Source organism: Paenibacillus sp. EC2-1, from assembly GCF_049311625.1.
In the GTDB taxonomy this organism is placed as follows: domain Bacteria; phylum Bacillota; class Bacilli; order Paenibacillales; family Paenibacillaceae; genus Paenibacillus_AQ.
This window is the reverse complement of record NZ_CP186006.1, coordinates 5144558-5157685: the sequence shown is the minus strand read 5'-3', so window position 1 is coordinate 5157685 and position 13128 is coordinate 5144558. Positions and strand designations below refer to the sequence as shown.

13 protein-coding genes and 1 riboswitch are annotated in these 13128 nt (G+C 44.9%); of the genes, 9 read left to right on the top strand and 4 right to left on the bottom strand.

Annotation, left to right across the window (positions count from 1 at the left end; genetic code table 11):
• Positions 1–63: 63 nt before the first annotated feature.
• On the bottom strand, positions 64–921 hold the full coding sequence (locus tag ACK8P5_RS24215) for a lipoate--protein ligase family protein (RefSeq protein ID WP_422658728.1): 858 nt from the start codon (positions 919–921) through the stop codon (positions 64–66).
• A gap of 162 nt (positions 922–1083) precedes the next feature.
• On the opposite strand from ACK8P5_RS24215, the gene ACK8P5_RS24210 reads away from it, so the two are divergent.
• The 7 genes from ACK8P5_RS24210 to ACK8P5_RS24180 all read left to right on the top strand — a co-directional run bounded on the left by ACK8P5_RS24210 (position 1084) and on the right by ACK8P5_RS24180 (position 7424).
• Positions 1084–2118 (top strand): ABC transporter substrate-binding protein, encoded by a 1035-nt coding sequence (locus ACK8P5_RS24210; RefSeq protein ID WP_422658727.1) that lies wholly within the window; start codon positions 1084–1086, stop codon positions 2116–2118.
• Between the two features lie 37 nt (positions 2119–2155).
• Complete coding sequence (locus ACK8P5_RS24205; protein ID WP_422658726.1) at positions 2156–2974, top strand: ABC transporter permease; 819 nt, start codon at positions 2156–2158, stop codon at positions 2972–2974.
• A 1-nt stretch (position 2975) separates the two neighbouring features.
• The gene (locus ACK8P5_RS24200) at positions 2976–3716 is read left to right on the top strand and encodes an ABC transporter ATP-binding protein (RefSeq protein ID WP_422658725.1); all 741 of its coding nucleotides are present in this window, start codon (positions 2976–2978) and stop codon (positions 3714–3716) included.
• A 91-nt stretch (positions 3717–3807) separates the two neighbouring features.
• Positions 3808–4722, top strand: a complete 915-nt coding sequence (cysK, locus tag ACK8P5_RS24195; RefSeq protein ID WP_422658724.1) for a cysteine synthase A — start codon at positions 3808–3810, stop codon at positions 4720–4722.
• Positions 4723–4921: 199 nt separating this feature from the next.
• Positions 4922–5422, top strand: a complete 501-nt coding sequence (locus ACK8P5_RS24190) for a DoxX family membrane protein (protein WP_422661570.1) — start codon at positions 4922–4924, stop codon at positions 5420–5422.
• A 307-nt stretch (positions 5423–5729) separates the two neighbouring features.
• Entirely contained in the window at positions 5730–6314 is a 585-nt protein-coding gene (locus tag ACK8P5_RS24185) for a DoxX family membrane protein (protein ID WP_422658723.1), read from the top strand.
• A gap of 156 nt (positions 6315–6470) precedes the next feature.
• Positions 6471–7424: a 1,4-dihydroxy-2-naphthoate polyprenyltransferase gene (locus ACK8P5_RS24180; RefSeq protein ID WP_422658722.1), complete on the top strand. Its 954-nt coding sequence runs from the start codon at positions 6471–6473 to the stop codon at positions 7422–7424.
• A 238-nt stretch (positions 7425–7662) separates the two neighbouring features.
• Here ACK8P5_RS24180 and gdhA read toward each other — a convergent pair whose 3' ends face one another.
• The 3 genes from gdhA to ACK8P5_RS24165 form a co-directional block, all read right to left on the bottom strand.
• Complete coding sequence (gene gdhA, locus ACK8P5_RS24175; protein ID WP_422658721.1) at positions 7663–9033, bottom strand: NADP-specific glutamate dehydrogenase; 1371 nt, start codon at positions 9031–9033, stop codon at positions 7663–7665.
• Between the two features lie 189 nt (positions 9034–9222).
• A complete protein-coding gene (locus ACK8P5_RS24170; protein WP_422658720.1) occupies positions 9223–9354 on the bottom strand; it encodes a DUF4023 domain-containing protein in 132 nt (43 codons plus the stop codon).
• A gap of 294 nt (positions 9355–9648) precedes the next feature.
• A complete protein-coding gene (locus tag ACK8P5_RS24165) occupies positions 9649–9960 on the bottom strand; it encodes an antibiotic biosynthesis monooxygenase (RefSeq protein WP_422658719.1) in 312 nt (103 codons plus the stop codon).
• A 195-nt stretch (positions 9961–10155) separates the two neighbouring features.
• On the opposite strand from ACK8P5_RS24165, the gene ACK8P5_RS24160 reads away from it, so the two are divergent.
• Both ACK8P5_RS24160 and ade read left to right on the top strand, forming a co-directional pair.
• Positions 10156–10863: a sulfite exporter TauE/SafE family protein gene (locus tag ACK8P5_RS24160; protein ID WP_422658718.1), complete on the top strand. Its 708-nt coding sequence runs from the start codon at positions 10156–10158 to the stop codon at positions 10861–10863.
• Between the two features lie 80 nt (positions 10864–10943).
• Positions 10944–11045: riboswitch (purine riboswitch) on the top strand.
• A 203-nt stretch (positions 11046–11248) separates the two neighbouring features.
• The gene (gene ade / locus ACK8P5_RS24155; RefSeq protein WP_422658717.1) at positions 11249–13039 is read left to right on the top strand and encodes an adenine deaminase; all 1791 of its coding nucleotides are present in this window, start codon (positions 11249–11251) and stop codon (positions 13037–13039) included.
• The last annotated feature ends 89 nt before the right edge of the window (positions 13040–13128 follow it).

Below are 13128 nucleotides of genomic sequence, written 5' to 3'. Positions count from 1 at the left end.
TTGAAATAAACCTCATATCATTTGGAGAGAACCGCCTTAGAAACAGGGCGGTTCTCTTTGCGTTTAATCCCGTGTATAGCGCTGACGAAGTGATTGTGCCATATGACGGATCTCTTCCGAAGACGGAAGCTGCAGGTTGGCAGCTGCTGATATCATCTCAGCTTGTTCCATGCTAACTTGCCACTCCCTGATGACTCTCTTAACGGCTTCTGTGAAGACGTCAACTGCATTCGGGCCAAGAGTTGTCAGTTGCTCAAGGCTTGCGGTTGATTCTGGTTGAACCAATGGATAGTCGGCAGGGTCAGCTTTTGCCGCAGCCTTGTCATAAAAGGATCGGACGAGACTTGCGCGCTCACTGCCAGAACCTTCAGCGATAATAAAGGCTTGAATAATGAACGCTTTATTCTGTCTCCGCTGGGCAATACCACAAAACTTGCGCCCCTCAATACTAAGATCATATGTGCCAGGGCAGAAAGCACCGGCAATTTCACCCGTATCTACGGTATAACCTGTATCTCGGAGTGCCTCTCGTATCAAGAGCACCATCCATTCGAAATCTTGCTGAAAGTTCTGATGGTTCGGCTGATCGCCGAGTGGAAGAATGAGGGAGAGGTTCACAACTCCTAGATCGAGCGGTACGGCCGCTCCGCCTGAGTGGCGAGTCGCTGTGTCATAACCGAGCTTGCGTAGCTGCTGCTCAGCCTCAGAGGCCTCTGGTAGTCTACTATCTCGTACGCCCATCACAAAAGCACGAGGATGACGCCAAAGATGGCAGATCGCCGGGCCGCCGCGCCCTGTTTGCCTGCATAACAGCTCGTCCAGTGCAAAAGAGTAGAGCACGTCATCTTCGGATAGTTCATGTATGCGATCTAACAGCAATATTGGCCCTGTCCCTTGGGATGGGGTGAATGGTGTAGTCATGACAGAGGTCCTCCTGATTTTAATTACTTACAGAATACCATAAAGAGAAAATATCTATATTACTCTATCCTTAAAATTCCAATGGAATGGATTGACAATAGACAGGAATCTTTTTATAATCCTAGTAAGTTTATCGGGTTTATATAAAAAGGGGGATTTAAAATGATAAAGGGTACCCGTAGTCTGAAAGGGTTCATGATAGGCCTGCTCGTCATTGCGATGCTGGCGGTTACAGCCTGCGGCAACGATGCGAAGCAAGGAAGTGGAGATGGTAAAGCGAAGACCGATTTTGTAGTCGGTTATCTGAACGTGATGGATGATGCGCAAGCCATGCTTGCTTATGAGGCGAATCTTTATGAGAAGCACGGATTGAATGTGAAAATGCAGCAGTTCAAGAGCGGAACTGATCTTATCAAAGCGATGGTCGGTAAACAGGTGGATGCCGGGGTTCTTGGTTTTACGAATGCTGTCTCATGGGCCTCAAAGGGGGCAGGAGTAAAGGTTGTTGGTGGAGCGCAGCTTGGATTCCACAGTGTACTTGTGAAGGATGGCAGCCCTATTGCGAAAGTGGAAGATCTTAAAGGCAAGAAGCTAGCTTCCCAAGGGCAAGGAAGTACGGCAGATATCGTTCTGAATGGTGTTGTACTGAAGGAAGCAGGGTTGACGAGTAAAGATTTGCAGATGGTGTATGTTGATCCGGGTCAGGCCATTCAATCTCTGGCTTCCGGCGCGGTGGATGCAGCATTTGTGTTTGAGCCATACGATAGTATCGCCACTCACACACTCGGTGCTAAACAAATATACGAAGTTGGTAAGGTATGGCCGTTTCCATGCATGGTCGTCATTACAACAGAAGATAACTTGAAGAACAAACGTGAAGCGGTAAATCAACTGCTGGATGCTCAGAAGGAAGCCATCGAAATGCTGCAACAGGATCCGAAGAAATCTGCGGGACTGATCATGAAGCATTTTGTAGATTCAGATACGATGACTTCTCACCATGGCGGTACAGTAGAATCGGTAGATGTTATCAAACAAGCGATTGAAACGCAAGTATTTAACTGGGATATAACACCGGATCAAGTGACCCGTATGCAGGAAATATCCGACATGATGAAAGAACAGGGTGTACTCGAGAAAGACGTGAAAGTAGCAGATATTATCGATTTAAGCTGGCAGGATCAAATGAAGAAATAATAGGTAAGTCATATATCATACAAAAGGAGAGTTTCCGGTGAATCCATCCTACTCGAAAGTGTCGCGGACCAAACCGAAATCAGGCTCCTTCTGGCGAAAAGTGCTCCCCTATCTCCTTGCAGTAGGGAGCCTTCTTGCGATTTGGCAGATCACGGCGTTATTCTTGCCCTCTTATTTGCTGCCAGATGTGCCTGATGTATTCGTTCGTTTGTTCAGCAGTATCCAAGATCCTGAATTCAGAGGCCATATCGGTGACAGTCTGATCCGGCTCTTGTGGGGATATCCCCTTGCGTGCCTGTTCGGAGCGTTGTTAGGTCTAATTGGTGGGATTTCGAAAGGCTTTGCCGTTTACCTGCGCAGTCTGATATCTATTTTGCAGGCCATTCCACCAATTACTTGGGTGCCCTTCTTTGTTATATTGTTAGGCTTCGGTAACAAAACCATTATTACAGTCATTATTATTGCGAGTTTCTTCCCCATGGCCCTATCCGTTCTGAATGCCACTGAAGGCGTTAATCGTACGCATCTGGAGCTGGCCCGTGTGATGGGTGCAAGCCGCCGTCAGCTGCTGGCGAAGGTATTTGCTCCTGAGTCCCTACCAGCCTTTGTTACTGGCGCACAGGTTGCATTCGGGAACGCATGGCGTTCCCTAATTGCAGCAGAAATGGTGGGAGGAGCGATGGCAGGACTGGGATTCTACTCTCGCTGGCGTGGTGAGGTCGCTGATATGGAAGGCGTGCTGATGAGCATTATCGTCATCGGAACGATCGCGGCGCTGTTAGATTTAGTGCTGCTAGAGGGGCTAAAAAGAAAGCTGTTACGTTATCGCTACGTTCAGCCGGGAGGAGATGAGTAGCATGCAGACCATACATGTAGACAATGTATCGAAATCTTTCGGATCATTGAATGTACTTGAAGAGGTGGACATTACAATTCGCCAAGGTGAGTTCGTGGCGATCGTCGGCCCTTCGGGTTGCGGAAAGAGTACTGTGCTGCGTATGATTGCGGGTCTCGAATACCCTTCAGACGGAAAGGTTACTGCGAGCGAACAAGCGATTGTAAAGCCTGATCCTAGCCGGATGTTAATCTTTCAAGAGCATGCTCTGTATCCTTGGAGGACGGTTGAATATAACGTCGGTTTCGGATTGGAGCTTGCAGGTATATCCAAAAAAGAACGAAGCTCTCGGGTAGACGCCATGCTGGAGAAGGTTGGCCTTCGTGGATTCCAGAAGTACTATCCACATCAGTTATCCGGCGGCATGCGCCAACGCGCCTCTATTGCACGTGCACTTGTGATGGATCCTGAGGTGCTGCTATTAGACGAACCGTTTGGTGCATTGGACGCAATCACCAAGATCTCGATGCAAAATGAGCTGCTTCGACTGTGGGATGGCACGGGCAAGACTGTTCTTCTCATTACACATGATATTGATGAAGCAATATATTTGGCGGATACCATTTATGTTATGAGTCCACGTCCTGGACGGATTGTGGAGTCAATCTCAATTGACTCATCCCGGCCCCGTAACCGTAACGGAGCAGATTTTGTTGCTCTGCGAGAGAGGATTATGAAGCATCTTGATTTAAGCAATCATTGATTATGTCTATATCCGATAGGAATGGTATGATAGAGAGAGCGCTAAGGTTAATGGCGGATCCAATCATTCTGTTATAACAAAGGAGAACACCATGGGGATATACGATAATATTGTAGATTTGATCGGTGCAACGCCGATGGTTCGGTTGCAGCGAATCGTTCCGGATGGAGCAGCTGAGGTGTATGTGAAGCTGGAAATGTTCAATCCTTCCGGCAGTGTGAAAGACCGTGCAGCCTTTAATTTGATCGATACCGCTGAGAAGCAGGGTCATTTGAAGCCAGGCGGTACAATTATCGAGCCTACAAGTGGCAATACCGGCATTGGACTGGCTATGATTGCTGCAGCTAAGGGTTACCGTGCGATTTTGATTATGCCAGATAATATGTCCAAAGAGCGGATTAATATCTTGAAAGCTTACGGAGCGGAGGTAGTGTTGACACCTAGCAGTGAACGTATGCCAGGTTCGATTGCTAAAGCCTTGGAGCTTAAGGAACAAATTCCAGGTAGCTTTATTCCACAGCAGTTCGAGAATCAAGCGAATCCGGATATTCACCGGGTGACGACAGCACCTGAGATCCTGCAGCAGATGGAAGGGCGTCTTGATGCCTTTGTTGCGACAGCAGGAACAGGGGGGACGATTACAGGTACGGGAGAGGAACTGCGCAAGCATCTTCCGAAGCTGCATATCGCTGTGGTTGAACCACAAGGCTCGCCTGTACTCTCTGGTGGTCAGCCTGGGCCACATAAGCTCGTAGGGACAAGTCCTGGTTTTGTTCCGGATATTCTGAATACAAATGTATACGACGAGATCATTCAAATTGCGGATGAAGAAGCCATTGAGACTGTTCGTAGTCTGGCTCGAAAGGAAGGCATATTGGTCGGTCCTTCTTCAGGTGCTTCTGTATTCGCCGCTATACGTGTAGCTGAGAAGTTAGGTGCGGGTAAGCGAGTAGTATGTATTGCACCAGATACGGGTGAAAGATATCTGAGTATGAATATTTTTTAATGTTAAATCAGTTGTCTCTTCTCATTTACATGCATTAACCCATAGTTATAAGAAATAATTGGGTTGAATCCATTCTGGAATAATGGTTATATTTAGAATGACTATATCCATTTTATCAGGATTGGAGATGATTGGTTTGGCTAGACAACGAGATTTAAGAGATGGGCAGTATATCGTTGTACCTGAGAACCCAGTGTCCATGTTTCTGTTCAGCAGTACCCGCTCGGCTTGGATATGGCTAATTATCCGACTATATCTAGGTTATATATGGTTTACATCAGGAATTAAGAAGTTATCGGCTGATGCTTGGACAGGTGAGAATGCTGGAGCGGCGATTCAAGGTTTTGTGAAAGGTGCACTTGCTAAAGCTGAAGGTGGTAAGGATGTAGCGGGTTGGTATGCATCGTTTCTGGAAAATTTCGTATTGCCGAATGCTAAACTTTTTGGATATATGGTTGCTTATGGGGAAGTGCTAGTCGGATTAGGGCTTATTCTCGGACTTCTGACAGGGATCGCAGCGTTCTTCGGTGGACTGATGAATGCGAGCTTCCTGTTTGCTGGTACACTAAGCACCAATCCACTATTGTTCATCTTGGCAACATGGCTCGTACTTGCCTGGAAAGTGGCTGGTTGGTACGGACTAGATCGTTGGGCGTTGCCTCTACTAGGTACACCATGGAGTCGACGGAAGCGGGATTGAAAGAATAAATATTCGTTAAATAGGTAAGAAGTACACACCCTTAAGATGGACTCGCGCGCAGTTGGCCCCGTCTTACGGGTGTTTTTGTGTGTCAGTATATGTATGGTAATGATTAATATTGAATATTTTTACATAAATATACGGTTGGAGTGAGGTGACAAGTCGTTTTATAGGCTAAAAGGGAATCATCTAAAGGTCATAACCATGTATTTCTAATTTATGCCAATGGAAGGATTGTATCTTCTCCTTATAAATGGTAAATTCTGAACGAATTATTATCATTTATGCAGAAATGGGGAGGAAAGTTATGAAGAAGAACAGCTTCAGAGAAGGTCAGTATATGGTAATACCGGAGAATCCGGTATCGATGTTTCTTTTTAACAGTGTTTACTCAGCATGGATATGGCTTGCTTTACGTCTATATCTTGGGTATACCTGGTTTACTGCTGGGATCAAGAAGTTATCGTCTGGTACTTGGACCGGTGAGAATGCAGGAGCTGGGCTGGAAGGTTTTGTTAAAGGAGCACTTGCTAAAGCGGAAGGTGGCGATGATGTCACCGGCTGGTATGCGACCTTTCTTGAAAATGTGGTTCTTCCTAATTCGAAAGTCTTCGCCCATATGGTGGCATTTGGGGAGACATTGGTTGGCTTAGGTCTTATTCTCGGTCTACTGACAGGAATTGCGGCATTTTTTGGTGGCCTGATGAATGTCAGCTTCCTGTTCGCTGGCTCGATCAGTGTGAATCCTATTCTGTTCATTCTTGCAATCTTGATCGTGCTCGCATGGAAGGTAGCAGGCTGGTATGGACTAGATCGCTGGGCATTGCCGTTGTTAGGTACGCCTTGGACTCGGAGTAGCCGGGAAACGAAGGAACAAACGACGCATATATAATGAATATTAGAATACCCTTTGGATAGGATGATATGTGAATATGATCCTATCTAAAGGGTGTTTTTTCTTTGTCAAGCACAAACTCCACATCCAAAATTTAAAATATAAGATATTCTATTTTTAGATAATGTACACAGAAGGACGGAAGGTGTAGAGATGGGGGTCAAACCTTTTTTTAGGCTGGTGGAGATTCAGACGAAGGTTGCGAGCATGGTTCCTTTTCTTATGGGAACACTGTATGCGCTATTCCGCTTTGAGCAGTTTAATACGTATCACTTTGTGCTTATGCTTGCCTCCTTACTATCATTCGATATGGCTACCACAGCGATTAACAACTATTATGACTATAAAAAGGCGATTAAAAAGAACGGTTTCGGTTATGAGTTCCACAATCCGATTGTTCACCACAAATTGAAGGAAGCAGCGGTAATTACCGTGATTGCTATTCTGTTATTGATCGCAGTCAGTGCAGGTATAATGTTATTTCTTGATACAGGACTTTTGATCCTACTGCTTGGCGGGCTATCGTTCGCGGTAGGTATTCTCTATTCCTTTGGACCAATTCCGATTTCACGGATGCCGCTTGGTGAGCTGTTCTCCGGACTATTCATGGGCTTTGTGATCATCTTTATCTCGGCATGGGTTCATGTGGATGGGAATCAGCTGGCGAGTCTGACGTTAGAGGGAGGGATGGCGAGTTTACAGGTGAATTTACCGGAAGTGATTGTGCTATTTATGTTCTCGATTCCGGCCATACTCGGTATTGCTAACATTATGCTCGCGAACAATATTTGTGATGTGGAGGAGGATATCGAGAATAAACGCTACACCCTTCCGGTTTATATTGGCCGTCCAAATGCGCTTGTTCTGTTTCGTATGCTTTATTTTCTCGCTTATGTAGATGTCGTAGTGCTGCTTTTCATAGGCATTAACCCGATCATTGTACTGCTTATCCTACTAACCGTCATTCCGATCCACAGAAATATAAAGCGATTTATGGCCAATCCATCCAAGAAAGCGACCTTTATCACCGCAGTCCAAAACTTTCTCATGATGAATATAGCGAGGATTATGGCGCTTGGCATAGCGGTGTTATGGATGAGCATATAAAAAATAATATTCAACATAGAAAAACCTCCGTTTCAATTCATTGAAACGGAGGTTTTTCTATAAAGCATACAAGCATTCCAACCACAGCCCGTGTACTGCCAAGGTCTCAGGCTGATGACAAAGTCAAACAGAAGATGATGGATACCGCTTAACCTGATGTGTGTAATCAGCTTCCATTAGACTTTGCCTACAATCTGAAACCAAGAGCACAGGGTATGCATTGAAACCTTGCTAGTCTTTAAACAATACCTTGAGCGAGCATAGCGTCTGCTACTTTACGGAAACCAGCGATGTTAGCACCTACAACAAGGTTACCAGCGCAATCGAATTCTTCAGCCGCTTGCACACTGTTCTCATAGATGTTCTTCATGATGAGGTGAAGTCTGTTGTCCACTTCTTCGAAGGTCCAAGACAATCTCATCGAGTTCTGGGACATTTCCAGTGCGGATACAGCTACGCCACCAGCGTTTGCTGCTTTTGCAGGTCCGAACAGTACATTGTTCTTCAAGAAGAGATCAATCGCTTCAAGTGTAGATGGCATGTTAGCACCTTCACCGATCGCTTTTACGCCGTTGGATACGAGGATCGCAGCGTCTGATTCGTTGATTTCGTTTTGCGTAGCACATGGAAGGGCAATATCACAAGGGATCGTCCAGATACCCTGGCAGCCTTCAGTGAAACTAGCACGTGGGTGCTCTTTAACATATTCGCTTACGCGTTTTCTTTCAACGTCTTTAAGGCGACGAAGTGTTTCAAGACAGATGCCTTCAGGATCATAGATATAACCGCTGGAGTCACTGCATGCTACGACTTTAGCACCGAGTTGGTGTGCTTTTTCGATCGCGTGGATGGACACGTTACCGGATCCAGATACAACAACCGTCTGGCCTTCAAAGCTCATGTCCTTGGATTTCAGCATTTCTTCTACGAAATACACACAACCATAGCCTGTTGCTTCAGGGCGTCCCAAGCTTCCACCGTACTGAATGGATTTACCAGTCAGAACACCAGCCTCGTTACCACCACGGATACGTTTGTATTGACCAAACATATAACCGATTTCACGTGCACCTACACCGATATCACCAGCAGGTACGTCAGTATCAGGACCAATATACTTGTATAGCTCCGTCATGAAGCTTTGTGTGAAGCGCATGATTTCATTATCGGATTTGCCTTTAGGATCGAAGTCGGAGCCGCCTTTGCCGCCGCCGATAGGAAGACCTGTCAGGGAGTTTTTCAAAATTTGTTCAAAGCCGAGGAATTTAATAATGCTTACGTTAACAGAAGGGTGGAAGCGGAGGCCGCCTTTGTACGGTCCGATCGCGCTGTTGAACTGAACACGATAGCCGCGGTTAACCTGAACTTTACCTTTGTCGTCTACCCAAGGAACACGGAATGTGATGACACGCTCTGGTTCAACGAGTCTTTCTAAAATTCCAGCTTCTTGGTATTGCGGATATTTTGTGAGGATTGGAACGAGTGAATCCAGAATTTCTTTCACAGCCTGATGGAATTCAGACTCATTAGGGTTACGCTTTTGTACTGTCTCGAATATGGATTGGACGTAAGATACCGCTTCTTGCGATTGTTGTGCAGTAAGATTCATGTACAGGTCCACCTCTCTCATAAATATGTATTATGTTGTATTTATCAAATATTCAGCATCCTTGCAAGTTTCAATTTATACATCGTGAATAATTATTTATACATTTTTACCTAAAAAATGCTTTCAGAAATTATACGATTAGTGCAAAAAAAGCGATCCAAAGGATCGCCACGTTATGCATTCGTTACGTTACTTATTGGTTCCATGCTGTTTTGTTGGTAATTTGGAATTGGGACTTCCCTTACCATGGTTTTCCTTGTTGTGACGCGCTTTTTCGGCATTTGATTTCATCTTTTCAACAAACTCATGAGTGTTTTCCACGCTAAAATCCTCCTTTGAAGTGGGTCTATTTAGTGTTTTTTGCGTGCTCATTTACTATTTCCCATTGCGTAAATTTGTATAGATATGTTGAATTTTTATGTAGACATTCCATGAAGTTTACCCCGGTCATAAAACTTTCCTATCGACCTTTGAAAAAAGAGTGATGACAGCGCTCTTTTTTGTGAAAACAGAGTCGAAAAGTGCGAAATAAGTATCAGGTAAGTTGCTAAAATAGAACCGCAACTAACTAATAAACCCACGGGAAGTCTAGGCTTTCCGCGGGTTTATTAAGGTTTAAGCGATTGGTGGGTTGCTCACAAGCAGTTCATATTTATTCAGGGATGCGCCAAGAATGTACTCACTCCCGCCTCCACGGTGAGATTGACGGAACGATTCGCTGGAAGTCCAGCCTTTAAATGCGTCTTCGTTCTCCCATACGGTGCAAACCTTGAGTTCTTCGGCTTCCGCGCCTTCCTTGGCTTCATGCCATACTTCCATTCGGATGAACCCCGGCATTTCCTGTACACCCTTTGCCTGTGCGAATCGTTCGGACAGTTCTTTGCCGTGCCCTGGTTTGACTTTGATTGAGTTCGTTACGACCAGCATATTTGTTCCTCCTTAGGCTTGTAATTCGGCTAATCTTAGCCGGTTATTAGGGTTATAATTGCATGTCTATTATACCTTAGCCGAGATGGTCATTTCATCCAAGCAAGCAGGTGTGTTTTGAAATGAGGCTCTTTTAACCTTCTATAAATGATAAAATAAGAGGATGCAGTCATCTCACTTAGGAGGGATGTTTTCGTGGGAACGATGTTTGCTTTTGCAGCTATTGTATTATTAGCCTCTATTCTTCAAGTCAGCACAGGTTTTGGATTCTCTATTATGGCAACTCCTTTCTTGCTCATGATCTTCCTGCCGAATGAAGCGATACAGATCAATATCATATTATCGCTGCTTATTTCCGTATCATTGATATGGAAGATCAGACATGATATTGATATCAGACTTTTAAAAAGAGTTGTGGTAGGGAGTATCGCGGGGGTACCTCTTGGCATTCTCGTCTTTATGACGATGGATATCAATGCTCTGAAGTTAGGGCTTGGTGTTCTTCTTCTTTTATTAACTCTACTACTAATGTGTAATTTCAAGATCCAGCGTACATCAGCCAGAGACTTTGTTGTTGGTGGGTTATCCGGTGTACTAACGACTAGTATTGGCATGCCTGGTCCACCATTATTACTCTACTTTACAGGAACTGATACGGAGAAATCGAAGCTTAGGGCTACAACGCTAGCCTTTTATCTATTTATTTATGCGATTAGTCTGATGAGCCAGACCGTATTCGCTGGAACGAATCAAACGGTGTGGACATCCAGCTTATTAGCCATTCCAATGGTGTTTCTCGGATTATTTCTAGGTCAGATCGTTTTTAAATGGCTTAATCCCCGAATTTTCAAAGTGCTTACCTATATTCTGTTGGTCAGTACGGGCATATATCTTCTATTATAAAAGTGAGCAGCAATATAATTCTGGTTTTTTGAATAAAATTCCATTCTATTGACTTACGTTCCTAAAGGATTATAATGCATACAACAACTAAAAAGATTTTATGTATATGCCAGAGAATAAGGCTCAGGCGTCTCTACCAGGTTACCGTAAATGACTTGACTACATAGAAGATGAGAGAATAAACATCATGTGAATAACAGAAATCAGGGCCACAGGAATAGATGCTGGGCCTGTTCTATAAAACGCATAGATTGGCTTCCATAATCTCTCTTTTTCGTGTATGGTCGATAACCCGGACAGAAGACGCTGCCTGGGTTATTTTGTATGTGTTCAAAGGGAAGCCTGTAGCTAGACGACTTTATATTTGAATAAGGGAGTGTCATACATGAGTTCGAAGAAGAGACAGAAGCGTTACGAGGTTAGTTATCAACTCGGACAGATCGCAATGGGGAAGGCAGCGGCAGAAACCGTGATTAAGGATGGCACATTGGTCAATGTGTTTACCGGAGAACTTCAAGAGCATGTAGATATCGCAATTGCCTTTGGTAGAATTGCATACATCGGTCAAGCTGATCATACCATTGGTGAGCATACAAAAGTGATCCAGGCAAATGGACGGTACATCACTCCAGGTCTGCTGGATGGACATATGCATGTAGAGAGCACGATGCTGACGGTAACGGAATTTGCTAAAGCGGCGATGGCAAAAGGCACAACGGCTATTTTTATGGACCCGCATGAGATTGCGAACGTATTTGGCTCAGATGGTGTGCGCTGGATGCATGAGGAGGGACAACAACTTCCCCTTAAAGTATTTACGACGTTTCCTTCCTGTGTGCCTGCAACGACAGATCTTGAAGACGCCGGTGCGGCTCTTGGAGTAGCTGATATCGAAGCAGGATTGAAATGGCCGGGCGTGGAAGGCCTTGGCGAGGTTATGAATTTCCCTGGTGTCGTATTTGGTGATGAGACGATGTGTGGTGAGATTGAAGCAACGCTTAAGGCGGGTAAAGCTGTCACAGGGCATTTCCCATCAGACGATGAGCGTATGTTGCAAGCCTATTTAGCTTCGGGTGTGGATTCTTGTCATGAGACAGTAACCCGTGAGCAGGCATTGCAGAAGGTTCGTCTTGGTATGCATTTGATGATTCGTGAAGGCTCCGCATGGCATGACGTGAAGGAAGTTATAAAAGTTGTGACAGAAGATAAGGTACGTACAGATAATATTACCCTTGTAACTGATGATGTATATCCAATGACGCTTCTGAACTTGGGTCATCTGAATCATGTTGTACGCCGAGCGATTGAAGAAGGTGTTGATCCGGTTACTGCGATTCAGATGGGTACAATCAATGTCGCTCGTTACTTTGGAATGGATAAGGAGATTGGAAGTATTGCGCCAGGTAAATCGGCTGATATTCTGCTCATTGATGACTTACAACAGATGATGCCTTCACTTGTTATTGCAGATGGTGAGGTTGTTGCTGAATCCGGTAAGATCGTGAAGGAATTCCCGGTTTATGAATATCCAGCCGAAGCTCGAAGCTCCGTACGACTTCAAAGGCCACTTGTAGCCGATGACTTTCTACTCCGTAGCAAAAAACATGCGGATCAGACACAGGTCAATGTCGTAGGTGCGATTGAGAATAGTGCTCGTACTGCTAAAGTAACGGCATCCCTTCCGGTAGTCGATGGTATTATTCAGCCAGATCCGGCACAGGATATTATTCGGATTGCATGTATTGAACGGCATAAAGGAACAGGACAGATTTCTCTTGGATTCGCTAATGGATTCCAGATCAAATCCGGTGCCGTAGCTTCTACGGTAGCTCATGACAGCCATAACCTGCTTGTCATGGGGGCGAATCCTGAAGATATGGCATTTGCAGCCAACGAACTTGCTGCATGCGGCGGAGGGATGGTTGTTGTGCAAGACGGCAAGGTGCTTGCCAAAGTAGCTATGCCTGTAGCTGGACTTATGGCAGACCGTCCGCTTGAGACCGTAGCGGCTGAAGTGGTGGCAATGGAAGAAGCTTGGAAAGAGCTTGGTTGTCCACTAAATGCACCTTTTATGACCTTTTCATTGATCGCTTTGCCAGTCATTCCAGACATTCGTATTACGAACCGGGGCTTGGCTGATGTGACGGAATTCAAATTAATTGAGACAGAAATTTAAGTAAAGTTTAAACAGATAAGGCAGAAGAGTTGTCCAAGATTGGGCAACTCTTCTCATGTTTTTGTAGCAAATATAGTCATAAGATTTAC

Excerpts from the sequence above, each read along its gene's own strand:
- ACK8P5_RS24215 (WP_422658728.1), bottom strand. The coding sequence starts at position 921 with ATGACTACACCATTCACCCCATCCCAAGGGACAGGGCCAATATTGCTG.
- ACK8P5_RS24210 (WP_422658727.1), top strand. The coding sequence starts at position 1,084 with ATGATAAAGGGTACCCGTAGTCTGAAAGGGTTCATGATAGGCCTGCTC.
- ACK8P5_RS24200 (WP_422658725.1), top strand. The coding sequence starts at position 2,976 with ATGCAGACCATACATGTAGACAATGTATCGAAATCTTTCGGATCATTG.
- cysK (WP_422658724.1), top strand. The coding sequence starts at position 3,808 with ATGGGGATATACGATAATATTGTAGATTTGATCGGTGCAACGCCGATG.
- ACK8P5_RS24190 (WP_422661570.1), top strand. The coding sequence starts at position 4,922 with ATGTTTCTGTTCAGCAGTACCCGCTCGGCTTGGATATGGCTAATTATC.
- ACK8P5_RS24185 (WP_422658723.1), top strand. The coding sequence starts at position 5,730 with ATGAAGAAGAACAGCTTCAGAGAAGGTCAGTATATGGTAATACCGGAG.
- ACK8P5_RS24180 (WP_422658722.1), top strand. The coding sequence starts at position 6,471 with ATGGGGGTCAAACCTTTTTTTAGGCTGGTGGAGATTCAGACGAAGGTT.
- gdhA (WP_422658721.1), bottom strand. The coding sequence starts at position 9,033 with ATGAATCTTACTGCACAACAATCGCAAGAAGCGGTATCTTACGTCCAA.
- ACK8P5_RS24165 (WP_422658719.1), bottom strand. The coding sequence starts at position 9,960 with ATGCTGGTCGTAACGAACTCAATCAAAGTCAAACCAGGGCACGGCAAA.
- ade (WP_422658717.1), top strand. The coding sequence starts at position 11,249 with ATGAGTTCGAAGAAGAGACAGAAGCGTTACGAGGTTAGTTATCAACTC.